The organism is Atlantibacter sp. RC6 (assembly GCF_014193285.1).
Taxonomy (GTDB): Bacteria; Pseudomonadota; Gammaproteobacteria; order Enterobacterales; family Enterobacteriaceae; genus Atlantibacter.
Window position 1 is genome coordinate 80095 of the sequence record NZ_JACHZE010000011.1, and the last position, 23488, is coordinate 103582.

The 23488-nt window shown below is 55.5% G+C and carries 25 protein-coding genes; 15 read left to right on the forward strand and 10 right to left on the reverse strand.

Features of this window, described 5'->3' with window-relative positions; all coding sequences use genetic code 11:
• Window position 1: 1 nt before the first annotated feature.
• A complete protein-coding gene (gene rfaF, locus FHW74_RS19720) occupies window positions 2-1048 on the reverse strand; it encodes an ADP-heptose--LPS heptosyltransferase RfaF (RefSeq protein ID WP_183172037.1) in 1047 nt (348 codons plus the stop codon).
• A gap of 9 nt (window positions 1049-1057) precedes the next feature.
• Window positions 1058-1990, reverse strand: a complete 933-nt coding sequence (gene rfaD, locus FHW74_RS19725) for an ADP-glyceromanno-heptose 6-epimerase (protein ID WP_183172038.1) — start codon at window positions 1988-1990, stop codon at window positions 1058-1060.
• Window positions 1991-2219: 229 nt separating this feature from the next.
• On the opposite strand from rfaD, the gene kbl reads away from it, so the two are divergent.
• The 3 genes from kbl (at window position 2220) to FHW74_RS19740 (ending at window position 5414) form a co-directional block, all read left to right on the forward strand.
• Window positions 2220-3416 (forward strand): glycine C-acetyltransferase, encoded by a 1197-nt coding sequence (kbl, locus tag FHW74_RS19730; RefSeq protein ID WP_183172039.1) that lies wholly within the window; start codon window positions 2220-2222, stop codon window positions 3414-3416.
• Window positions 3417-3425: 9 nt separating this feature from the next.
• Window positions 3426-4454 carry an L-threonine 3-dehydrogenase gene (tdh, locus tag FHW74_RS19735; protein WP_183172040.1) on the forward strand — a complete coding sequence of 343 codons (1029 nt, stop codon included), beginning with the start codon at window positions 3426-3428 and terminating at the stop codon, window positions 4452-4454.
• A 150-nt stretch (window positions 4455-4604) separates the two neighbouring features.
• A complete protein-coding gene (locus FHW74_RS19740) occupies window positions 4605-5414 on the forward strand; it encodes a glycosyltransferase family 2 protein (RefSeq protein ID WP_183172041.1) in 810 nt (269 codons plus the stop codon).
• Window positions 5415-5428: 14 nt separating this feature from the next.
• Here the strand turns inward: FHW74_RS19740 and FHW74_RS19745 are convergent, their stop codons facing one another.
• Genes FHW74_RS19745 through gpmM form a run of 3 tightly spaced genes read right to left on the reverse strand, consistent with a single transcriptional unit; the run spans window position 5429 to window position 9208 of the window.
• Complete coding sequence (locus FHW74_RS19745) at window positions 5429-6367, reverse strand: divergent polysaccharide deacetylase family protein (protein WP_183172042.1); 939 nt, start codon at window positions 6365-6367, stop codon at window positions 5429-5431.
• 3 nt (window positions 6368-6370) lie between these two features.
• A complete protein-coding gene (gene envC / locus FHW74_RS19750; protein WP_183172043.1) occupies window positions 6371-7651 on the reverse strand; it encodes a murein hydrolase activator EnvC in 1281 nt (426 codons plus the stop codon).
• 9 nt (window positions 7652-7660) lie between these two features.
• Window positions 7661-9208, reverse strand: a complete 1548-nt coding sequence (gene gpmM / locus FHW74_RS19755; RefSeq protein ID WP_183172044.1) for a 2,3-bisphosphoglycerate-independent phosphoglycerate mutase — start codon at window positions 9206-9208, stop codon at window positions 7661-7663.
• Window positions 9209-9453: 245 nt separating this feature from the next.
• Between gpmM and FHW74_RS19760 the strand changes: the two genes are divergently transcribed.
• The 5 genes from FHW74_RS19760 to cysE all read left to right on the forward strand — a co-directional run bounded on the left by FHW74_RS19760 (window position 9454) and on the right by cysE (window position 12591).
• Entirely contained in the window at window positions 9454-9885 is a 432-nt protein-coding gene (locus FHW74_RS19760; RefSeq protein ID WP_183172045.1) for a rhodanese-like domain-containing protein, read from the forward strand.
• A 19-nt stretch (window positions 9886-9904) separates the two neighbouring features.
• Window positions 9905-10156: a glutaredoxin 3 gene (gene grxC, locus FHW74_RS19765; RefSeq protein WP_125294979.1), complete on the forward strand. Its 252-nt coding sequence runs from the start codon at window positions 9905-9907 to the stop codon at window positions 10154-10156.
• Window positions 10157-10207: 51 nt separating this feature from the next.
• Window positions 10208-10675, forward strand: coding sequence for a protein-export chaperone SecB (secB, locus tag FHW74_RS19770; RefSeq protein ID WP_002436726.1), 468 nt, complete (start codon window positions 10208-10210; stop codon window positions 10673-10675).
• Window positions 10675-11694, forward strand: coding sequence for an NAD(P)H-dependent glycerol-3-phosphate dehydrogenase (gene gpsA, locus FHW74_RS19775; RefSeq protein WP_183172046.1), 1020 nt, complete (start codon window positions 10675-10677; stop codon window positions 11692-11694). The genes secB and gpsA overlap by 1 nt, the downstream gene beginning before the upstream one ends.
• A 75-nt stretch (window positions 11695-11769) precedes the next feature.
• Window positions 11770-12591 (forward strand): serine O-acetyltransferase, encoded by an 822-nt coding sequence (cysE, locus tag FHW74_RS19780; protein ID WP_125294975.1) that lies wholly within the window; start codon window positions 11770-11772, stop codon window positions 12589-12591.
• Here cysE and trmL read toward each other — a convergent pair.
• The 3 genes from trmL to cpxR form a co-directional block, all read right to left on the reverse strand.
• Entirely contained in the window at window positions 12588-13061 is a 474-nt protein-coding gene (gene trmL, locus FHW74_RS19785) for a tRNA (uridine(34)/cytosine(34)/5-carboxymethylaminomethyluridine(34)-2'-O)-methyltransferase TrmL (RefSeq protein ID WP_183172047.1), read from the reverse strand. The genes cysE and trmL overlap by 4 nt on opposite strands.
• 86 nt (window positions 13062-13147) lie before the next feature.
• Window positions 13148-14521 carry an envelope stress sensor histidine kinase CpxA gene (gene cpxA / locus FHW74_RS19790; protein ID WP_183172048.1) on the reverse strand — a complete coding sequence of 458 codons (1374 nt, stop codon included), beginning with the start codon at window positions 14519-14521 and terminating at the stop codon, window positions 13148-13150.
• Window positions 14518-15216 carry an envelope stress response regulator transcription factor CpxR gene (gene cpxR / locus FHW74_RS19795; RefSeq protein ID WP_125294970.1) on the reverse strand — a complete coding sequence of 233 codons (699 nt, stop codon included), beginning with the start codon at window positions 15214-15216 and terminating at the stop codon, window positions 14518-14520. Before cpxR ends, cpxA begins: the two co-directional genes overlap by 4 nt.
• Window positions 15217-15364: 148 nt before the next feature.
• Here cpxR and cpxP point away from each other — a divergent pair, with 148 nt between their 5' ends.
• The 6 genes from cpxP to FHW74_RS19825 all read left to right on the forward strand — a co-directional run bounded on the left by cpxP (window position 15365) and on the right by FHW74_RS19825 (window position 21438).
• The gene (gene cpxP / locus FHW74_RS19800) at window positions 15365-15871 is read left to right on the forward strand and encodes a cell-envelope stress modulator CpxP (RefSeq protein WP_125294968.1); all 507 of its coding nucleotides are present in this window, start codon (window positions 15365-15367) and stop codon (window positions 15869-15871) included.
• A gap of 145 nt (window positions 15872-16016) precedes the next feature.
• Complete coding sequence (fieF, locus tag FHW74_RS19805) at window positions 16017-16919, forward strand: CDF family cation-efflux transporter FieF (RefSeq protein WP_183172049.1); 903 nt, start codon at window positions 16017-16019, stop codon at window positions 16917-16919.
• A 180-nt stretch (window positions 16920-17099) separates the two neighbouring features.
• On the forward strand, window positions 17100-18062 hold the full coding sequence (gene pfkA / locus FHW74_RS19810) for a 6-phosphofructokinase (protein WP_183172050.1): 963 nt from the start codon (window positions 17100-17102) through the stop codon (window positions 18060-18062).
• 139 nt (window positions 18063-18201) lie between these two features.
• Window positions 18202-19191 (forward strand): sulfate ABC transporter substrate-binding protein, encoded by a 990-nt coding sequence (locus FHW74_RS19815; protein ID WP_183172051.1) that lies wholly within the window; start codon window positions 18202-18204, stop codon window positions 19189-19191.
• A 60-nt stretch (window positions 19192-19251) separates the two neighbouring features.
• The gene (locus FHW74_RS19820; RefSeq protein WP_370528053.1) at window positions 19252-20016 is read left to right on the forward strand and encodes a CDP-diacylglycerol diphosphatase; all 765 of its coding nucleotides are present in this window, start codon (window positions 19252-19254) and stop codon (window positions 20014-20016) included.
• A 117-nt stretch (window positions 20017-20133) separates the two neighbouring features.
• The gene (locus tag FHW74_RS19825) at window positions 20134-21438 is read left to right on the forward strand and encodes an SLC13 family permease (RefSeq protein WP_183172052.1); all 1305 of its coding nucleotides are present in this window, start codon (window positions 20134-20136) and stop codon (window positions 21436-21438) included.
• 45 nt (window positions 21439-21483) lie between these two features.
• Here the strand turns inward: FHW74_RS19825 and tpiA are convergent, their stop codons facing one another.
• Window positions 21484-22251, reverse strand: coding sequence for a triose-phosphate isomerase (gene tpiA, locus FHW74_RS19830; protein WP_183172053.1), 768 nt, complete (start codon window positions 22249-22251; stop codon window positions 21484-21486).
• 107 nt (window positions 22252-22358) lie between these two features.
• A complete protein-coding gene (locus tag FHW74_RS19835) occupies window positions 22359-22955 on the reverse strand; it encodes a DUF1454 family protein (RefSeq protein ID WP_183172103.1) in 597 nt (198 codons plus the stop codon).
• 113 nt (window positions 22956-23068) lie between these two features.
• On the opposite strand from FHW74_RS19835, the gene FHW74_RS19840 reads away from it, so the two are divergent.
• Entirely contained in the window at window positions 23069-23488 is a 420-nt protein-coding gene (locus FHW74_RS19840) for a DUF805 domain-containing protein (RefSeq protein WP_161659575.1), read from the forward strand.

The following is a 23488-nucleotide window of genomic DNA, read 5'->3' on the forward strand; positions in this document are numbered from 1 at the left end:
GTTAATTTTCCTGATTGGCCAACAGGCGTGATAATTCATCGTTTACCTGTTGCGGCGTAATGTCGATAAGACTTTGGTGATAGCCTTGCTCGCCCTCGCCTTTGCGCACCTTGTGATAGCCGGTAATCAGGCGGATCACGCGTGCTTTATGGGACAGCGGCGGCGTGAAGTCGGGGCTGCTCGGACCATACAGCGCCACCAGCGGGCGATCCAGCGCGGCGGCGATGTGCATCAAACCCGAGTCGTTGGATACCACCGCCTCACAGGCGGCAATCAGCACCACCGCTTGCTCCAGCGCGGTTTCCCCTGCCAGATTGCGGCACCATGGCCGTTGCTCTTCCGGCAGCGCGGCGATGATTTGGTTGCCTGCATCGTTATCTTTCGCGGACCCGAACAGGGCAATTTGATAGCCCTGGGCGATCAGTTTTTCCGCCAGCGCGGCGTAGTGATAATGCGGCCAGCGCTTCGCCGGGCCGAATTCCGCGCCGGGGCAAAAGCCAATCACGGGCCGTTCATCCGAGATACTGAACGTGGCGCGCATCTGCTGTTTTTCCGCTTCGCTGACCTGCAAACGCGGCCACAGCAGCGGTTGTGGCAAATCACGCGCTGACTGCATCACACCTTTGTCATAGGCCAGCGCGACATAGCGCTCGACCATCAGCGGCCAGGCAGCCTTATCCAGCACGCGCGCGTCGTTCAGCAGGCCATAACGCATCTCACCGCGCCAGCCAGTGCGCTGAGGGATATTGGCAAAGAAGGGCACTAATGCGGATTTAAACGAGTTTGGCAGCACGTAGGCGCGGTCATAGCGGCGATCGCGCAGACTAAGGCCCAGTTTGCGGCGTTCGCCAATTTCCAGCGCCCCATGACCAAGCGGCATGGGAATTGCGTCGTTGACTTCCGGCATCCGCGATAACAGCGGACGGCACCAGGCGGGTGCCATCACGTCGATAATGGCCTCGGGATAACGCGCCTTGAGCGTGCGATAGAGACTTTGCGACATCATCATGTCGCCCACCCAGGACGGGCCGATCACCAATATTTTCATACGGGAAACTTACGCGTCGCGGTTCAGCCAGGCCATATATTCCGCCACGCCTTCGGCGACGGTCTTGAACGGCTTATCGTAGCCAGCGGCACGCAGATTGGTCAGATCCGCCTGAGTAAACGCCTGGTAGCGGCCTTTCAGTTTATCCGGGAACGGAATGTATTCGAGGCTGCCTTTCTGATGGTACGCCAGCGCCGCATCGGCAACGGCCTGGAAAGATTCCGCACGGCCAGTGCCAAGGTTGAAAATGCCGGATACGCCGTTTTCCCAGAACCACAGGTTGACCGCCGCCACATCACCGACATAGACGAAATCGCGCTTGAAGCCGTCGCTGCCTTCAAACAGTTTCGGGCTCTCGCCGTTGTTTAGCTGCGTGTTCAGATGGAACGCTACGCTCGCCATGCTGCCTTTGTGGCCTTCACGCGGTCCGTAGACGTTGAAGTAGCGGAACCCGACGATTTGCGAGTTGGCTTCCGGCAGGATCTGGCGCACATATTCATCAAACAGGAACTTGGAGTAGCCATAAACGTTCAGCGGCTTCTCATACTCGCGGGACTCGATAAAGTCAGACGTACGTCCACCATAGGTAGCGGCGGATGAGGCGTACAGGAACGGGATTTCACGCTCCAGGCAGTAGTGCAGTAGCTCTTTGGAGTACTGATAGTTGTTATCCATCATGTACTTGCCATCCCACTCGGTAGTGGAAGAGCATGCGCCTTCGTGGAAAATGGCTTCGATATCGCCAAACTCTTCGCCCGCCATAATCTGGATAAGAAAATCTTCTTTATCCATGTAATCGGAGATGGTCAGGTCCACCAGGTTAACGAATTTGGTGCCATCCTTAAGGTTATCGACCACCAGAATGTCGGTGATGCCTTTGTCGTTCAAGGCCTTAACAATGTTGCTGCCGATAAATCCAGCGCCGCCGGTAACAATGATCATAGGTATAACCTTCAAAAATGTGGGGCCATGAGACTATCTCAGGCGCGAATGAGTGTAATCATACCACCACATCGGCTGCCCTTCAGCCTTAGACCTGTTTGGGGTTTGTGTACTTTGTTTCACAGACGTGATTTATGCTGCAAAACGCGCATTCAGCCAATCGTCATCTCGTATCAAATGATTAGTTTGGGTAATATGTGCCGAAATTTGCCCAGCCTGGAGAATTGCAATGCGAGGGGATTTTTACCAACAGTTGAATGCCGACCTGGAAACCGCACGTGCGGAAGGGTTGTATAAAGAAGAGCGTATCATCACATCGGCTCAGCAGGCCGATATCACCGTCGCCGACGGTAGCCACGTTATTAACTTCTGCGCCAATAACTACCTCGGTCTTGCTAACCATCCCGAACTGATCGCTGCCGCCAAACGGGGCATGGACAGCCACGGTTTTGGTATGGCTTCGGTGCGCTTTATCTGCGGCACCCAGGACACGCATAAGCAGCTGGAGCAAAAGCTGGCTGACTTCCTCGGCATGGAAGACGCCATTCTCTACTCTTCCTGCTTCGACGCCAACGGCGGGTTATTCGAAACCCTGCTGGGCCCGGAAGACGCCATCATCTCCGATGCGTTGAACCATGCGTCGATCATTGACGGCGTGCGTCTGTGTAAAGCAAAGCGTTTCCGCTATGCCAATAACGATATGCAGGAGCTGGAAGCGCGTCTCAAAGAAGCGCGTGAAGCGGGTGCGCGTCACGTGTTGATCGCCACCGACGGTGTGTTCTCCATGGACGGCGTGATCGCCAACCTGAAAGGGGTGTGCGACCTGGCGGATAAATACGATGCGCTGGTGATGGTTGATGATTCCCACGCGGTGGGCTTTGTCGGCGCAAACGGTCGCGGTACTCATGAATACTGTGATGTGATGGGTCGGGTCGACATTATCACCGGTACGCTCGGTAAAGCGCTGGGCGGCGCGTCGGGTGGTTATACCGCCGGGCGTAAAGAAGTGGTGGAGTGGCTGCGCCAGCGTTCGCGTCCGTATCTGTTCTCCAACTCCCTGGCCCCGGCGATTGTTTCCGCGTCTATCAAGGTGCTGGAAATGCTGGCCGAAGGCGATGCGCTGCGCGACAAGCTGTGGGCCAACGCCCGCCTGTTCCGCGAAAAAATGACTGCCGCCGGTTTCACCCTGGCGGGTGCCGATCACGCCATCATTCCGGTAATGCTGGGCGATGCGGTGGTGGCGCAGAATTTTGCCCGTGAACTGCAAAAAGAAGGGATTTACGTCACCGGTTTCTTCTACCCGGTGGTGCCGAAAGGGCAGGCGCGTATCCGTACTCAAATGTCTGCCGCGCACAGCACTGAGCAGATTGAGCGCGCGATCGACGCCTTTATTCGTATCGGTAAACAGTTAGGCGTGCTTGCCTGAGGATAAGACATGAAAGCATTATCGAAGCTGAAAGCGGAAGAAGGCATCTGGATGGTAAATGATGCCCCCGAGCCGGAAGTGGGCCATAACGATCTGTTAATCAAAATCCGCAAAACCGCTATCTGCGGTACCGATGTGCATATTTATAACTGGGATGAATGGTCGCAAAAAACCATTCCGGTGCCGATGATAGTCGGTCACGAGTACGTGGGTGAAGTGGTTGGCATCGGCCAGGAAGTGAAAGGCTTCAAAATCGGTGACCGCGTCTCCGGCGAAGGGCATATCACCTGCGGGCATTGCCGCAACTGCCGTGGTGGCCGTACCCATCTGTGCCGCAATACGATCGGCGTGGGCGTCAACCGTCAGGGCTGTTTCGCCGAATACCTGGTACTGCCTGCGTTTAACGCGTTTAAAATCCCCGATAACATTCCTGATGAGCTCGCCTCCATTTTCGACCCGTTCGGTAATGCGGTGCATACCGCGCTGTCGTTCGATCTGGTTGGCGAGGATGTGCTGGTGTCCGGCGCGGGTCCGATCGGCATTATGGCGGCGGCAGTAGCGAAACACGTTGGCGCGCGCCATGTGGTGATCACCGACGTTAACGAATACCGTCTCGAGCTGGCTCGCAAAATGGGCGTCACCCGGGCGGTGAACGTGTCCAAAGAGAACCTGCATGACGTCATGAACGAGCTGGGAATGACAGAGGGGTTCGACGTGGGTCTGGAAATGTCCGGCGCGCCGCCAGCGTTCCGCACCATGCTGGATACTATGAACCACGGCGGGCGTATCGCCCTGCTGGGTATTCCGCCTTCAGATATGTCCATCGACTGGAACAAAGTTATCTTTAAAGGGCTGTTCATTAAAGGCATCTATGGCCGTGAAATGTTCGAAACCTGGTACAAGATGGCTGCACTGATCCAGTCCGGGCTCGACCTGTCCCCAATCATTACCCACCGCTTTACTATTGATGATTTCCAGAAAGGTTTTGACGCTATGCGCTCAGGCCAGTCCGGTAAAGTGATTCTCAGTTGGGATTAATTCATGAAGCGCCTTCGGGCGCTTTTTTCTTATGGCAAATTCTGTAATATTCCTTCTGGCGAAAATCCTTTTTAAAATCTAGCAAAACTCGCTTTTTTTTCTGTTTGATCCTCTATGGTTAATAGGATCCCACCAGACAGAGTCAGGACGATGTTTACACTCTCGGTATGTTTATTAACGCATAACTCCGCACGGTTGTTACGTGAAGTACTGCCGCCCCTTATTACAGTGGCGGACGAAATGGTTGTGGTTGATTCCGGCAGTACGGATGAGACGCTGGATATTTGCCGTGAATTCGGTATTACGCCTTTTTATCATCCTTATTCAATGCACGGTATGCAGATGAATGTGGCGATTGAACGCGCCAGCCATGACTGGGTGCTGTGCATGGACAGCGATGAAATTATGGATGAACAAACCGTCAATTTCATTCTGGCCCTGAAAGCGGGCGAAGAGCCGGCGAAAAATAAAGCCTGGCGCCTGCCGCGTTACTGGTATGTGTTAGGCGAGCAGGTGAGAACGCTCTATCCTGTCTCATCGCCTGACTTCCCGGTGCGCTTGTTTAATCGTCAGCATGCGCGTTTTAATTTGCGTCCGGTGGATGACCAGGTTGAAGGCCATACTTGTAGCGAAAAAATGCCCGGCCATGTGCGGCATGATACGTTTTATACGCTTCATGAAGTGATTAATAAACTGAATGGCTATACCACGCGACTGGTGAAATATACCCGCGTCAGGCCCTCTATTACGCGCGGATTTATTAGCGCGATTGGCGCATTCTTTAAGTGGTATTTATTTAGCGGTGCCTGGCGACAGGGGCGCGTTGGCGCGGTGACAGGGTTTTACGCCACGCTGTACAGCTTTCTCAAATATTTTAAGGCCTGGTATCAGTACCCGCAGATAAAAGCCATGCAGGCCGAACAGGACGTCGATACCCACACCCATTCTTTGCAGAAATAACCCGCCGCAGCGGGTTATTTTATGGCCGGTTTTTGCCATCCCTGCCACTGATTAACGATGTACGTCGTTAACGAGCTCTGACTGATGCTTTCACCAATCACCGAGAAATAGCGCGTCGCATATACTGGTTCAGGCGGCTTTTTGCTGTTGCAAATCTTCACGCCCTGGAACGGATTACGCGGCGTGCTCGATGGCGGCGGCGTCAGGTTCGGCGTGGAGGTATCGGTTTGCGGCTCATTCAGCAGGCTGCTCGGCCGCACCAGCGTGATATCCGCAGGCAGGCTATACACCATCTGCTGCAACACGCGTACGGTGGAAGGGTGAGGGTGCCCGATGGCAATGGCGGAGCCGTTGCGCCGCGCCAGCGCCACCGCACGGTTAAACTGCGCGCGAATATCGGCTTCGTTTTGGGTATCGTCGAGAAACACTTTACGCTTAATGACTTTCACGTGAGTGCCTGCCGCCGCGCGCATCGCCTGGCTGTTGCCGATGGTCATGCTGTCGAGAAAATAGAGATTGTAACGCCCCAGCGCCTGCATCACTTTTTGCATGCCAAACAGGCTTGAAGTCATGGCGCTGCCCATGTGGTTATTCAGGCCCACCGCATGCGGCACCTTACTCACCGCATCACGGATGATGCGCTCAATTTCATCACTGCTCATTTCCGGGCGCAGCGTGTCTTTTTCCAGCGGCTGTTTGCTGAGCGGCGCCATCGGCAGATGGATTAATACTTCATGGCCGCTGTTGTGGGCTTTAGTAGCCATTTCCCGGGCATGCGGCGCATTAGGCAGAACGGCGACGGAAATCGCGGGCGGCATAGCCAGGATCTGGTTTTCGGTTTGTGGGCGATAACCAAAGTCATCAATCACTATCGCCAGTTTGCCCGCCATGGCCGGGGTGAACACCGCCAGACTGGCGGCAAGTGAAAGCAGTAATCGTCGAAATTGAAGCAAAACTTATCTTCCCAACCACGGTTGTGGGTTAACGGCTTGTCCCTGCCGACGAATTTCGAAATAGAGTGAAGGGCGGCCCTGGCCGCCGCTGTTGCCAACCAGCGCGATAGGCTGACCGGCGCGCACCTGGGTACCGACGCTAACCAGCGCGCTTTGGTTATAACCGTACAGGCTCATATCGCCCTTACCGTGTTCAACCACCACCACAAGGCCGTAACCCTGCAGCCAGTCGGCGAGGATCACCCGACCGTCGGCAATGGCTTTGACTTCCGTGCCTTCCGACGCGCCGATAACAATCCCCTTCCAACGTAGTTCACCTTGCAGCTGTTCGCCATAGCGATGCAGTAAAGAACCCCGCACCGGCCAGTACGCCTGGCCGCGCGGCGAGCCCAGCCCGCCGGTACGCGACATCAGCGACTGTTCGCTCTCGGTCGGCTTGTAGGTGGTGCCTTTACGGCTGGCTTCCTGCTGTTTATTACGCACCTGTTCGGCTTCGCGGGCTTCCCGCTCGGCGCGCGCTTTTGCCGCCGCTTCTGCGCGGGCGATGCTGTTGCGCAGGCGCGATTCGTTCTGGCGCATCTCGCTGAGCTGGTTCTGGCCCTGCTGAATGGAGGACTCCAGACCGCTAATCGTCTTCTTACGCTCGTTGCGCGCCTGTTCCAGCTTCGCCTGCTGCGCCTGCTGTTCATAAAGCAGCGTTTGCTGCTCGCTCTGCTTCTCTTCCAGCTCGGCTTTCTGCGAGGCGACTTCTTCGCGCGTCTGGCGCAACTGAGCGATGGTTTCCTGGCGCGCCTGGTTCAGATAGCCGAAATAGGCCTGCAACCGCTGGCCGCGCTGGCTCTCTTCACCGCTGAGGATCAGTTGAATACCGGTGTGCTGGCCCTGGCGGAACGAGGCATCGAGCTGGGCGGCGAGGTTGCGCTCCTGGGACGCTTTCTGTTTTTCCAGTTTGGCGATAGAGGCGTTCATCGCGCTGATCTGGCGATTCAGTTGCGCAAGGCTGTTTTCCGTTTCGCGCAATGCGCGGGTGGCGGCGGCGATGGCCTGCTCCTGCGCTTTTAACTGCGCCAGAAGGGTGCTGCGTTGCTGTTGCTGCTGGCGTACCGCGCGCTCTTTAGCGGCGATATCCTGTTGAATAGATTTGAGCTGATCGCGCTCATCCGCGGTGGCGGAAATTGGGTATAACAATACGCCAGCGCTAAGCACGCTGGCGTATAGCAGGGGCATTAAGTAAAACCGCTGCGGTTTTATGCCCCGTATTGAAAAGTTCGCCTTTCCCCTCATGGGGAGGGATTATTCCACGATGAACAGCGGCTTACCAGTCATCTCTTGCGGGATTTCCATGCCCATCAGGGAGAGCATTGTCGGCGCGATATCAGATAATTTGCCGCCTTCTACCGCTTTTACCTGCTTCTCGCCCACATAGATCAGCGGAACCGGCAGGTTGGTATGCGCGGTATGCGCCTGGCCGGTAGCCGGGTCGCGCATCTGCTCGGCGTTGCCGTGGTCAGCGGTAATCAGCAACTGGCCGCCAACGGACTCAACAACTTCAGTCACTTGCGCGATGCAGTTGTCTAACGCTTCTACCGCTTTTACCGCCGCTTCAAACACGCCGGTGTGGCCGACCATGTCGCCGTTCGGATAGTTACAAATGATGGCGTCGTATTGGCCGCTGCGGATCGCGGCGGTTAATTTTTCAGTTAATTCTGCAGAGCTCATTTCTGGTTGCAGGTCGTATGTCGCCACTTTCGGAGAATTGATCAGAATGCGATCTTCGCCTGCGAAGGAGTCTTCCACGCCGCCGTTAAAGAAAAACGTTACATGAGCGTATTTTTCGGTTTCAGAAATACGCAGCTGGGTTTTGTCGTTTTTCGCCATCCACTCGCCGAAGGTGTTAACCAGCGAGCTTGGCGGATAAGCGCAGGCGGTGTCGATGTTGGCGGCGTATTCAGTCAACATCACGAAGTTAGAGAACTTCACCACTTTCTTGCGGGCGAAGCCGTCGAAATCGGCATTAACGAAGGCGCGGGTAATCTGACGGGCGCGGTCGGCGCGGAAGTTCATGAAAATCAGCGCGTCGCCGTCTTCCATTGCGGCGTCAGGCTGGCCTGCGGCGCGGATCACGGTTGGTTTAACGAACTCGTCGTTTTCATCACGGGCATAAGCGGCTTCCAGACCGGCAACGGCGCTGTCTGCCTGGTATTCGCCCTGCGCCAGGGTCATCAGATCGTAAGCCAGTTCCACGCGATCCCAACGGTTGTCGCGGTCCATGGCATAGTAACGGCCAACAATCGTTGCAATGCGGCCTTTGCCCAGCGCGGCGAAGGTCTCTTCAAAGCGTTTCAGGCTGGACTCCGCACTGCGCGGCGGGGTATCGCGGCCATCCAGGAAGGCGTGCAGATAGATTTTTTCCGCGCCGCGTTCCGCTGCCAGTTCCACCATCGCCAGGATGTGGTCTTCGTGGCTGTGTACGCCGCCTGCGGAGAGCAGGCCCATAATATGCACCGCTTTGCCCGCCGCCACGGCGGTATCCACCGCGCTGGTCAGCACCGGGTTAGAGAAGAAAGTACGTTCTTTAATTTCAACGTCCAGACGGGTCAGATCCTGATACACAATACGGCCTGCTCCCAGGTTAACGTGACCCACTTCGGAGTTACCCATCTGGCGGTCCGGCAGGCCCACTTCCAGGCCGGACGCGTCAATCAGGGTATGCGGACGTTTCGCCCACAGGCTGTCCATTACCGGAGTTTTAGCGCTAAAAATAGCATTGTCCTGCTGGTCTTCACGGTAGCCGTAGCCGTCCAGAATCATCAGGACCATTGGTTTTTTAGAAACCGACATTGCGATAACCTCATTGCTCAAAGATAAAAAATTTGCGTAATTTTACTACAACTTATTGGCGCAAATAGCCGCAGAAGATCAAAAAAAGCGGGCGGGTAGTCTGTGCCTTTTGGCGCTTTTCGTCATTTTTTTCGTAACAACCCGCAGAATATGCATTACCTTCCTCGCGCTGGCTGTAATTGGACCGATGCAAAGGTATACTCCTCACCTGGTTTTTTTCACTTAGTCGGGAGCCTTTACCCCCCATGCAAGAAATTATGCAATTCGTTGGCCGTCACCCCATACTTAGTATCGCCTGGGTCGCGTTACTGGGGGCGGTGCTCTTCACCACATTCAAAAGCCTTACTTCTAAAGTGAAGGTGATTTCCCGTGGTGAAGCGACGCGTTTAATCAACAAAGAAGACGCAGTGGTGGTGGATATTCGTCAGCGCGACGATTTCCGCAAAGGCCATATCGCCAGCGCCCTGAACGTGCTGCCCAATGAAATCAAAGCCAATAACACGGGCGAACTGGATAAACATAAAGCGCAGCCGGTTATCGTGGTTGATGGCAACGGCATGTCAGCCCAGGAATCCGCTAACGCGTTGATGAAAGCCGGTTTCGAGCGCGTTTTTGTGCTGAAAGACGGTGTAGCAGGCTGGAGTGGTGAAAACCTTCCACTGGTGCGCGGAAAATAACTCACGCTAAGGTATCGCCATGGCCAATATCGAAATCTATACCAAAGTGACCTGCCCTTACTGCCATCGCGCAAAAGCGTTGCTGGCAAGTAAAGGCGTCGCGTTTGAAGAGCTACCCATTGACGGGGACGCTGCTAAACGGGAAGAGATGATTAAGCGCAGTGGCCGCACCACGGTGCCGCAAATTTTTATTGATGCACAGCACATTGGCGGTTGTGACGACTTGTATGCGCTGGATGCGCGTGGTGGACTCGATCCCCTGTTGCGCTAGCGCTGCTTCGCCGTAAGGCACTTTGAAGGACAAACAATAAAGGGTTTACACATGTCAGAACAAAACAACACTGAAATGACCTTTCAGATCCAACGCGTTTACACCAAGGATATCTCTTTTGAAGCACCGAATGCGCCGCATGTGTTTCAAAAAGACTGGCAGCCGGAAGTCAAACTGGACCTGGATACCGCATCCAACCAGTTAGCGGATGATGTCTATGAAGTGGTTCTGCGCGTTACCGTTACCGCGACGCTGGAAAATGACACCGCGTTCCTGTGTGAAGTACAGCAGGCGGGTATTTTCTCTGTAGGCGGCATCGAAGGCACACAGCTGGCGCATTGCCTGGGCGCATACTGCCCGAACATCCTGTTCCCGTATGCGCGTGAATGTATTACTAGCCTGGTTTCCCGCGGTACTTTCCCGCAACTGAACCTTGCGCCGGTTAACTTCGACGCGTTGTTCATGAACTATCTGCAACAGCAGTCCGGCGAAGGTGCGCAAGACCATCAGGATGCCTGATGAATAACACTACTGCTTCAATGACAGTCATCGGTGCCGGCTCTTACGGCACCGCTCTCGCCATCACCCTGGCGAGAAACGGCCACCAGGTGGTGCTCTGGGGCCATGATCCTAAACATATCGCGACGTTAGAAGCAGACCGCTGCAACGCCGCGTTTCTTCCGGATGTGCCTTTCCCTGACTCTCTCCATCTTGAAAGCGACCTTGCTACCGCGCTGGCGGCCAGCCGCAATATTCTGGTGGTGGTACCCAGCCATGTGTTTGGTGAAGTGCTGCGCCAGATTAAACCGCTGATGCGCGCCGATGCGCGCGTAGTCTGGGCCACCAAAGGGCTGGAAGCGGAAACCGGGCGTCTGTTGCAGGACGTAGCCCGGGAAGCGCTGGGCGAAGATATCCCGTTGGCGGTGATCTCCGGCCCGACGTTCGCTAAAGAGCTGGCGGCAGGCCTGCCGACGGCGATTTCGCTGGCATCTACCGACGAAACCTTTACTGACGATCTCCAGCAGCTGCTGCACTGCGGTAAAAGCTTCCGCGTCTACAGCAATCCGGATTTCATCGGCGTGCAGTTGGGCGGCGCGGTGAAAAACGTGATCGCGATTGGTGCCGGGATGTCGGACGGCATTGGGTTTGGTGCTAACGCGCGCACCGCGCTAATCACCCGTGGGCTCACTGAGATGACGCGTCTTGGTGCCGCTTTGGGTGCCGATCCCACCACCTTTATGGGCATGGCGGGCCTGGGCGACCTGGTGCTGACCTGTACCGATAATCAGTCCCGCAACCGCCGTTTCGGCATGATGCTTGGACAAGGCATGGATGTCACTACCGCCCAACAGACCATCGGTCAGGTGGTGGAAGGTTATCGCAACACCAAAGAAGTGCGTGAACTCGCGGCGCGCTTTGGGGTGGAAATGCCAATAACCGAGGAAATTTATCAAGTATTGTATTGCGGAAAAAATGCGCGCGAGGCAGCATTAACGTTGCTCGGGCGAGCACGCAAGGACGAGAAAAGCAGTCATTAATGGAGCCCCCTGTTACCTTTATTGCGCACCGGTAAGATCGTTTACCGGGCGCTGCTTGTTTTTCTGGAGAGAGCAATGCCGTGTGAAGAACTGGATTTGGTATGGAATAACATTAAAGCCGAAGCGAGGGCGCTCGCCGACTGCGAGCCAATGCTTGCCAGTTTTTACCATGCTACGTTGCTAAAACATGAAAATCTCGGCAGTGCATTGAGCTATATGCTGGCAAACAAACTGGCGTCGCCGATTATGCCCGCCATCGCGATTCGTGAAGTGGTGGAAGAAGCCTATGCCGCTGATCCGCAGATGATTGAATCCGCCGCCTGCGATATTCAGGCCGTGCGCACCCGCGACCCGGCGGTAGATAAATACTCCACGCCGCTGCTGTATCTGAAGGGTTTCCACGCGCTACAGGCGCACCGCATTGGCCACTGGCTGTGGAATCAGGGCCGTCGCGCGCTGGCCATTTTCCTGCAAAACCAGGTGTCGGTCTCTTTTCAGGTAGACATTCACCCGGCGGCGAAAATTGGCCGCGGCATTATGCTCGACCACGCTACCGGCATTGTCATTGGTGAAACCGCCGTGGTGGAAAATGACGTCTCTATCCTGCAATCGGTGACCCTGGGCGGTACCGGTAAAACCAGCGGCGATCGCCACCCGAAAATTCGTGAAGGGGTGATGATTGGCGCGGGAGCGAAAATTCTCGGCAATATCGAAGTCGGGCGCGGCGCGAAAATTGGCGCGGGCTCGGTGGTGTTACAACCGGTTCCCCCGCATACCACCGCCGCAGGCGTTCCGGCGCGCATCGTCGGCAAGCCGGAAAGCGATAAACCCGCCATGGATATGGATCAGCATTTCAACGGCGTGAATAACGGCTTCGAATACGGCGACGGCATTTAACTGCGCAGTACGGCGCCTGGGTAATCAAGCTGGCGCCACGCTTCATACACCACCACCGACACCGCGTTAGATAAGTTCATGCTGCGGCTGTCCGGCATCATCGGAATGCGAATTTTTTGCTGTGCGGGCAGGGCGTCCAGCACGCTTGCGGGCAATCCGCGCGTCTCCGGGCCAAACACTAAATAATCGCCAGCGGCATAGCTGACCGCGCTGTGCGCCGGCGTGCCTTTAGTGGTCAGCGCAAACAGGCGCTGCGGCTTTTGCGCGTCCAGAAAGGCCTCGTAACTGGCGTGACGGGTTACGGCGGCGAACTCATGATAATCGAGCCCTGCCCGGCGTAGGCGCTTATCATCCCAGGTAAATCCCATCGGTTCGATGATATGCAGTTTAAAACCGGTATTAGCGCACAGGCGGATAATGTTGCCTGTGTTTGGCGGAATTTCAGGTTCGAAAAGTACGATATTAAGCATAAGGCCCCCATCAGCAAGGGGCGCAGAATAGCAGAAGTGAGCGGGGAGAAAAACGCGTCTCTCGGTAATCCCGAGAGACGCGTTTATCAGGTGCGGCGATACAGTGGCAGCCAGATCACCAGCCGCAAACCGCCGAGCGGGCTGTCGTCGGCTTTAACCCAGCCGCGATGCTGCTGAATAGCCGTTTCGACAATCGCCAGTCCAAGACCGGTGCCGCCGGATTCCCGGTCGCGCGCCTCATCGGTGCGGTAGAATGGCCGGAAAATCTGCTCCCGGTCTTCCGGGCTGACGCCAGGGCCGTCGTCGTCCACGGTGACAGTAATGCCCTCTTTATCCACCGAGAAACTGACGCAGATTTGGGTATGTGAATAGCGCAGGGCATTACGAACAATGTTCTCCAGCGCACTTTCCAGCGCATTCGGGTTACCGTACAGCAACCACGGACCAGGCGGATAAGCCACTTCGAAGGATTTACCCATTTGCTCGGCTTCAAACGCGGCGTTATCCAGCACTTCGCGCCACAGTTGGTTGGCCTTCATGGTTTCGCTGACCAGCGCATTTTTTTGCTGATTGCGCGACATCACCAGCAGATCGTTGATCATGCTGTCCAGCCGGTGAGCCTCGGTTTCGATACGCTCCAGCTCTTTGCTTTCCCCGGCGCGACGGCGCAGCAGCGCGGTGCCCAGTTGCAGGCGTGTAAGCGGTGTGCGCAACTCATGGGAGATATCAGACAGCAGCCGCTGCTGAGTGGTCATCATGCGTTCCAGCGCCGTCACCATCTGGTTAAAACTGGCGCCCGCCGCGAGAAACTCCTGCGGCCCGGCTTCCAGTTCCGGATGCTGGCGCAAATTGCCCTGCGCCACTTCATCAGCGGCGTTTTTCAGTTTACGCGCCGGTTTCGCCAGGCTCCAGGCGAGCCATAACAGCAACGGCGAGCTGACCAGCATGGTGACGATAAGCAGCAATAACGGGCGGTCGAACAGTAAGTTAATGAAATCGGACTGCGAGTTGCTGGCCGGGCGGATTAAATAAAGTTGATAGTTGTCTTCACCGTCACGCACGGAAAAGGGGCCGACCATTTCCAGACGACCGTACTTTTTCTTTTGTGGATGATCGGAGTTGTCAGCCTGGCCGATAAAGTTGCGAATGATCTGCATCTCGCTGCGCTCTGCGCCGATCACGCGCCCTTCGCTGGTGACCAGCACCAGGCGTTGCCCCGGCGGCGCCCATTTGTCAATGGCGCGGAACAGCCTGCGCCACCACATCAAATCGTTGGGCGGATCGTTAGCCAGTTCAGCTTCGACATGCTGTTCAATCATCACCCCCTGGCGCTGCTCGCTTTCCAGCAGCTCGGTCATTTGACGGGAATCGAGCTTCGGTAACATCAAAACCAGCATCAAAACCAGGGCCAGGGTCAGCCAAAAAATCGCAAATATTCGCGCGGTCAGGCTACCAATCATGAAGCGGATACCATCAGGTAACCCCGTCCACGTAAGGTTTTAAACCACGGATGCCCGTCTTTACGGTCCGGCAGTTTGCGGCGCAGGTTGGAAATATGCATATCAATGGCGCGATCGAACGGCGTCAGGCGCTTGCCTAACACTTCCTGGCTCAGATGTTCTCTGGATACCACCTGGCCTAAATGTTGGGCCAACAGATAAAGCAGCGTGAATTCGGTGCCGGTAAGCTCCAGCGCGGTGCCGTCGAAGCTGGCTTCCTGGCGGCCTGGGTTCAGGCTTAGGGCATCAACTTCCAGGTTTGGCGAGCCGTTGTCGCTGTTTTGCTGCTGCTCGCTCCAGTGGGAACGGCGCAGAATCGCGCGAATACGCGCCACCAGTTCACGGTCGTTGAACGGCTTAGGCAAATAGTCATCCGCGCCCAGTTCAAGGCCTAAAACGCGGTCCAGTTCGCTACCGCGCGCGGTCAGCATGATTACGGGTGTCTGGTGAGTCTGACGTAGCTCTTTAAGCGTATCGATACCGTTTTTCTTCGGCATCATCACGTCGAGCAAAAGCAGGTCGATGCTGTCATCCAGAAGATTAAGCGCCTGCTCGCCATCGTGGGCGACTTGCACATTAAAACCTTCCATGTCGAGAAGCTCTTTCAAAAGAGAAGTGAGTTCACGATCATCATCAACTAACAGAATTTTATTCATTGTTAATACCTCCGAGGCAAAAATTACGTCATCAAGGCCCGGTAATCCATGACTTTACGTTGTTTTACACCCCCTGACGCATGTTTGCAGCCTGAATCGTAAACTGGTCCTCGTTGAATCGCAGCACCCAAGTTTCCAGGAGTCAGTGATGCGCAAAGTTACCGCTGCCGTCATGGCCTCAACACTGGCAATCAGTACGTTCGCAAGCCAGGCTGCTGAAGTCGTTACAGGCGATAACTGGCACCCCGCAGAAGGGTTGGCGCAACGAAACAGTGTGCAGAGCCATATGTTTGACGGCATTCGATTAACCGAAAAGCAACGTCAACAGATGCGCGACCTCATGCAGCAGGCGAAGCATGAACAGCCGCCTGTTAATGTTAGCGAAATGGAGACCATGCATCGCCTGGTCACCGCAGAAAATTTTGATGAAACCGCTGTGCGGGCTCAGGCCGAAAAGATGGCACAAGAGCAGGTGGCGCGCCAGGTTGAGATGGCAAAAGTGCGCAACCAGATGTACCGGCTGTTAACGCCGGAACAGCAAGCGGTTTTAAACGAGAAGCACCAGTATCGCATGCTTCAGTTGCGAGAAGTCTCGCAGATGCAACGGTCCTCCTCGGCAAACGTGTTTAGTAGCAGTACCCGTAGTAACCAGTAACAACCCTGTTTTCCTTGCCATAGACACCATCCCTGTCTTCCCCTCCTTAAACGGAGGGGTTTTTTTTGCCCGGCTTTCGCCTCCCGCCAGTCTGAGTTTAGCGCGTGATTCGTTATACTTTGCCAATCGATACGCGGGAGTCTTTATGAATCAATCTTATGGGCGTCTGGTCAGCCGCGCCGCCATTGCCGCCACGGTGATGGCGTCGTTGCTGCTGCTGGTTAAAATCTTTGCCTGGTGGAAGACCGGCTCGGTGAGTATTCTCGCTGCACTGGTGGATTCGCTGGTCGATATTGCCGCGTCGCTGACCAATCTGCTGGTGGTGCGTTATTCCTTACAGCCTGCCGATGACGAACACGCGTTCGGCCATGGTAAAGCCGAGTCGCTTGCCGCGCTGGCGCAAAGCATGTTTATCTCCGGTTCGGCGCTATTTCTGTTCCTGACTGGTTTCGAGCGGCTGGCGAATCCCGCGCCTATGGCGTCGCCGCAGATTGGCATCAGCGTGACCGTTTTCGCTCTGATCAGCACATTGATACTGGTAACGTTTCAGCGCTGGGTGGTGCGTAAGACTAAAAGCCAGGCGGTGCGCGCAGATATGCTTCATTATCAATCTGATGTTATGATGAACGGCGCTATTCTGGTGGCGCTTGCGCTCTCCTGGTATGGCTGGCATCGTGCTGATGCCTTGTTTGCGCTGGGAATTGGCATCTATATATTATATAGCGCGCTACGCATGGGCTATGAAGCCGTCCAGTCTTTACTGGACCGCGCGTTACCGGATGATGAACATCAAATCATCATCGACATTGTTTCATCGTGGCCCGGCGTCAGAGGTGCCCACGATCTTCGCACGCGGCAGTCAGGGCCGACCCGCTTTATTCAAATCCATCTGGAAATGGACGACAACTTACCGCTGGTTCAGGCGCATATTGTGGCTGAGCAAGTGGAGCAAGCGATTCTGGGGCGTTTTCCAGGATCGGACGTGATTATTCATCAGGATCCCTGCTCTGTTGTGCCGCAGGGGAGACAGGGAAATTTCCCGCTTTAACTGAGGCTGGAAAAGTGAGCCAAACGGCTTTTTTTGGATAAAATACCGCCGTTCGGTCTGACCTGAATCAATTCAGCTGGAAGCTATTGATATACTATCTGCATCATTAGCCCATCGCCTGGTGATGCAGGTGTTTCCGGCAGCAGGATTCAATATTGTATTCTACGTTCAGAGGTAGTCATGATTAAGAAAATCGGTGTATTGACGAGTGGCGGTGATGCGCCTGGCATGAACGCCGCCATTCGCGGCGTGGTGCGCGCCGCGCTGACAGAAGGTCTGGAAGTTTTTGGTATTTATGATGGCTATCTCGGCCTGTATGAAGACCGGATGATTCAGCTCGACCGCTACAGTGTGTCCGACATGATTAACCGTGGCGGCACATTCCTGGGGTCCGCTCGTTTCCCTGAGTTCCGCGAAGAACATATCCGTGCGGTGGCTATCGAGAACATGAAAAAACGCGGCCTGGACGCGCTGGTCGTTATCGGCGGCGACGGCTCTTATATGGGCGCGAAACGCCTGACCGAAATGGGCTTTCCGTGCATCGGCTTGCCGGGCACCATTGATAACGACGTTGCCGGTACTGACTACACCATCGGTTACTTCACTGCACTGCAAACCGTGGTTGAAGCCATCGACCGCCTGCGTGACACCTCTACCTCTCACCAACGTATTTCTATCGTCGAAGTGATGGGCCGTTACTGCGGCGACCTGACCCTGGCGGCGGCAATTGCGGGTGGTTGTGAATTCATCGTGCTGCCGGAAGTAGAGTTCAACCGCGACGATCTGGTCGCGGAAATCAAAGCCGGTATCGCGAAGGGTAAAAAACACGCCATCGTGGCGATCACCGAGCACATCTGCGATATCGATGAACTGGCGCGCTACATTGAGGCGGAAACCCAGCGTGAAACCCGCGCTACGGTACTGGGCCACATTCAGCGTGGTGGTTCGCCGGTGCCTTACGACCGTATTCTGGCTTCCCGCATGGGCGCTTACTCTATTGAACTGCTGCTGCAGGGCCACGGTGGTCGCTGCGTGGGTATTCAGAACGAGAAGATGGTGCATCACGACATCATCGATGCTATCGAGAATATGAAGCGTACCTTCAAAGGCGACTGGCTCGAGTGCGCCAAAAAACTGTATTAATCAAGAAGCCGGGTTCGCCCGGCTTTTTACTGCTTAATGATATTCCCCAAAGTTATAGCCAATCTTTTTTTATTCTTTAATCATCTCATGCATTTCTGGCAGGCTATTTTCATACACACAATTTAGAAGAGAGCGTGCGATGAATAAGTTTGGCGTGGGATTAACGTTGCTTCTGGCATCAACCAGCGTACTGGCGAAGGATATTCAATTACTTAACGTGTCTTATGATCCGACGCGTGAACTGTACGACCAATATAACAAGGCCTTCAGCGAGCACTGGAAAAAAGAGACCGGCGACAATGTGGTGATCCGTCAGTCTCATGGCGGCTCCGGTAAACAGGCAACTTCCGTGATCAACGGTATTGAAGCGGATGTGGTGACCCTGGCGCTGGCCTATGACGTAGACGCTATCGCCGAGCGCGGTCGCATTGATAAAAACTGGATCAAACGCCTGCCGGACAACTCCGCGCCTTACACCTCCACCATCGTTTTCCTGGTGCGCAAAGGCAACCCAAAACAAATTAAAGACTGGAACGATCTGGTGAAACCGGGCGTTTCCGTGATTACGCCAAACCCGAAAAGCTCCGGCGGCGCGCGCTGGAACTACCTGGCGGCATGGGGCTACGCGCTCCATCAGAACAATGGCGATCAGGCTAAAGCCCAGGAATTCGTCAAGGCGCTGTTTAAAAACGTTGAAGTGCTGGACTCTGGCGCGCGTGGTTCGACTAACACCTTCGTTGAACGGGGTATCGGCGATGTGCTGATTGCCTGGGAAAACGAAGCGCTGCTGGCAACCAATGAATTAGGCAAAGACAAGTTCGAAATTGTGACGCCGAGCGAGTCGATTCTGGCGGAGCCGACCGTGTCCGTGGTGGATAAAGTGGTGGAGAAGAAGGGCACCCAGGCTGTTGCCGAAGCCTATCTGAAATACCTCTACACGCCGGAAGGCCAGGAGATCGCCGCGAAAAACTTCTACCGCCCGCGCGATGAGCAGGTTGCGAAGAAATACGCAGGCGAGTTCCCGAAACTGAAATTGTTCACCATTGACGACGTGTTTGGCGGCTGGACCAAAGCCCAGAAAGAGCACTTCGCCAACGGCGGCACCTTCGACCAAATCAGCAAACGCTAAATCAGACGGCCCTTCGGGGCCGTTTTTGTGCCAGACTTCATCTTCACGAATGCAGAGGGCATGAAGATGAAAAAAGCGCTGGCTGTTGTGGTTTGTCTCCTGCTCATCATCGCCGCGCTGGCCGGCGGCCTGTGGTTTTATTTTAAAGGCCAGCCTGAAACCCTGCGCAATATCGTATTTCATCAGTGCGTGCCCAATCAGCAGCGGCACGACAATCCCGCCCCCTGTGCCGACGTGAAGCTGGATGCCGGGTTGGTAATTTTCAAAGATCGCAACGGCCCGTTACAATATTTGCTGATGCCCACCTGGCGCATTAACGGCATCGAAAGCCCGATGTTGCTGCATCCCAAAACCCCGAACTACTTCTGGCAAGCCTGGCAGGCGCGGCGCGTAATGAGCGAGCGAAACGGCGAGCCGGTACCGAATAACGTTGTCTCACTGACCTTGAATTCGAAACTGGGTCGCACCCAGAACCATCTGCATATTCATATTTCCTGCCTGCGTCCGGACGTCCGTGAAAAGCTTAACCGCGAAGCGACGCGCATCAGCAGCCAGTGGCTTCCGCTGCCTGGCGGGATTGACGACACGCCGTATCTGGTGCGCCGGGTCAGCGAGGCAGAACTGGCACGGCGCAGCCCTTTTATCATGCTGGCGCAAGAAGTGCCCGGCGCGCGTGCGCATATGGGGCGTTTCGCGCTGGCGATGGCCCAGCAGCCCGACGGCTCCTTTGTTTTACTGGCGACCGAACGTAATTTGCTTAACCTCAATCTCGCTAATGCTGAGCAGGTGCAGGACCACGACTGCGCGCTGCTGAAAACGCAGTAAACAACCTCGATTGGTGAGATTTATTATCATTAACCTGCCGGTTCTGGTGGGGGCAGGGCGATTTACTTCACGCCGGCGTGACCGTAGACTTGCTGCAAAATACGACAGGAGACAGGTATGTCGCTCTGGCTTTCCCACCCGCTATTCCTTCCTTCGCTGGTGATTGGCGTCACCATTGTGCTCTGGGCCACCTCGCTGTTGCCGGAGTTTATTACCGCATTGCTGTTTTTCACGGTGGCGATGGTGGCGAAAATCGCCCCGGCAGACACGTTGTTCGGCGGCTTCGCCTCGTCGGCGTTCTGGCTGGTGTTCAGCGGCTTTGTGCTGGGCGTGGCGATCCGCAAAACCGGGCTGGCTGACCGTGTGGCGAGGGCGCTGTCGGCGCGGCTTAACGACTCCTGGTGGCTGATGGTGGCAAGCGTAGTGCTGCTCAGCTATGCGCTGGCGTTTGTGATGCCGTCGAACATGGGCCGTATCGCGCTGCTGATGCCTATTGTGGCGGCGATGGCAAAACGCTTTGGCATCGAAGACGGCACCCGCAGCTGGTACGGGCTGGCGCTGGCGGTCGGTTTCGGCACGTTCCAGCTTTCCGCTACGATCCTGCCCGCTAACGTGCCTAATCTGGTGATGAGCGGCGCGGCGGAAGGCTCCTACGGCATTCATCTTAACTATCTACCCTATCTGCTGCTGCATACGCCGGTGCTCGGTTTGCTGAAAGGCTTCCTGCTAATCGTGTTGATTTGCTGGCTGTTCCCCGGCAAGCCAACGCCGCCGAAAACGCTCGCGCCGCTGGGGCCGATGAGCGGCGCGGAAAAACGCTTAGCCTGGATGCTGCTGGTGGTGCTGACGTTGTGGGTGACCGAAAGCTGGCACGGCGTAGGGCCAGCCTGGACCGGGCTGGCGGCGGCGGTGATTACGCTGTTACCGCGCGTGGGCTTTATTAATGGCGATGAGTTCGCCAGCGGGGTGAACTTCCGTACCTGTATCTATGTTGCCGGGATCCTCGGGCTGGCGATCACTGTAACGGAAACTGGCTTAGGGCGCGTGGTAGGGGAATCCTTGCTGAAGGTCATGCCGCTTGACCCGCAACGGCCCTTTACCAGCTTTGTGGCGTTGACCGGTATCACCTCGGCGCTGAACTTCATTATGACCGCCAACGGCGTTCCGGCGCTGTTTACCACTCTGGCGCAGAGTTTTTCGCAGGCTACGGGCTTCCCGCTGTTGTCGGTGATTATGATTCAGGTGCTGGGCTATTCGACGCCGCTGCTGCCGTATCAGGCATCGCCAATCGTGGTAGCGATGGCGATGGGTAAAGTGCCTGCCAGGGCGGGGATCAAACTGTGTCTGGCGCTGGCGGTGGTGACGTTCCTGATTCTACTGCCGCTGGATTACGCCTGGTTCCGGCTGTTGCACCAGCTTTGAAAACAAAAAACCCTGCCGCGGCAGGGTTTTTTTAGGGCAGCGTAATTACGCTTTTTTCGCTTCAGCCGCTGCTTTAACGATCACCGCGAAAGCGTCCGCTTTCAGGGATGCGCCGCCAACCAGCGCGCCGTCGATGTCCGGCTGGGTGAACAGTTCTGCCGCGTTCGCCGCGTTAACAGAGCCGCCGTACTGAATGATGACTTGCTCAGCGATGTCAGCGTCAACTTTAGCAATATGGTCGCGAATGAATTTGTGAACCGCCTGGGCCTGCGCCGGGGTCGCAGATTTGCCGGTACCGATAGCCCATACTGGCTCATACGCGATAACCACGCCTTCGAACGCGCTCGCGCCCTGGGTTTTCAGCACCGCGTCAATCTGACGAGCGCAAACTTCTTCAGTTTTGCCCGCTTCGTTTTCTGCTTCGGTTTCGCCGATGCACAGAACCGGGATCAGACCCTGCTCTTTCAGTACGGCGAATTTTTTAGCGATGAATTCGTCGGATTCAGCGTGATAAGTACGACGCTCTGAGTGACCGATGATGATGTATTTTGCGCCAATGTCTTTGAGCATTTCGGCAGAGGTTTCGCCGGTGAATGCGCCAGACAGGTTAACGTCAACGTTTTGCGCTCCGAGGGCGATCTGGCTACCGGATACGGCATGTTTAGCCTGATCCAGGTAGATTGCCGGCGGGGCAATCGCCACACCGCAGCCGTCCACACCAGACAGCTCTTTACGCAGGTTGGCGATCAGCTCGTTTACCATATGGCGGCTGCCGTTCAGTTTCCAGTTACCCATCACTAATGGATGTCGCATTTCAATTCTCCACGCGGTCAAGCGAATTAAGGAAGATTGCTGCCATTCCGGCAGCGCGGTCTGTCAAACAGTATAGAGATTCACGCCTGGAATGGCTTTGCTTTTTGTCATTTATTGTTTCCTTCCAGGCTTTCAGATAGCGCCAGCTTAATCGGTTCAATAGCGAAAGTTAGCCCTTTTTCGCCGTTATCTGCCACCACATAGCGAATGGCCCCTTCAGTTTGCTGATAGTAGCGTTTGCTTTTCGCGGCAGTGAGCAAGGTTGTGACCTTTTTCTGGCTTTGCGCTTTACTGAAAGGAACAATCACGCGCATTACCGCCGCCATGTACTCCAGCGCTTTAGCTTTAGCCGCTTTTTGTTCCGGACCCTGGATTGGCAGCCAGGTGATTTGCATCGACTTTATTTTCAATGTCCCACGCTCCAGGGCGCTGGAGGCGTACAGATTCTCATTGATCTTGGTGGCGGCCCGGGTAATGGCGTCTTTATCCTGGCTTGAGGTAATGGCGCGGAACTCGCTGAGTGTGAGCGGGGCGCTATCCTGATTAAATTTTTCGCGGAACTGGGAAATGGTCAGGTCGAACGAGGGCGCGCCAGGCAGCAGATAGGGCGCTTTTCCCGGCTGATTCGCCTCGTCGTTTTCCGGCGCGGCAAGGCCTGCCGCCAGCGGCAAGCAGAGTAATAAGATAGCGAACAGTGACTTTATCAAACCTGGCTCCCGATAACTGGTTACAGCGATTAAAACGATAACGAGGCGGCTTGTCAAAATTGACCGGGTTCAGGGTAAACTACGCGGCATGATGATGATAAGGATAATTTATGACCCTACAGCAATGGCTGTTCTCATTTAAGGGGCGCATCGGGCGTCGCGATTTCTGGATTTGGATCGGTTTATGGATAGTGGCGATGGCGCTGCTGTTTATCCTTGTCGCCAACGGCATTCTCGACGCGCAAACCGGGGCGTTTGTGCTGGTGTGCCTGCTGTGGCCGACCTCCGCTGTCGTGGTGAAACGCCTGCACGATCGCGGTAAATCTGGGCTGTGGGCGCTACTGATGATTGCGGCGTGGATGCTGCTGGCCGGGAACTGGGCGGTGCTGGGTGGCATGTGGCAGTGGGTGGTGGGCCGCTTTGTTCCCACGTTGATTCTGGTGATGTTGTTGCTCGACCTGGGGGCGTTTATCGGCACCCCCGGCGAGAATAAATACGGCAAAGACACCCTGGATGTAAAATACCGCTGA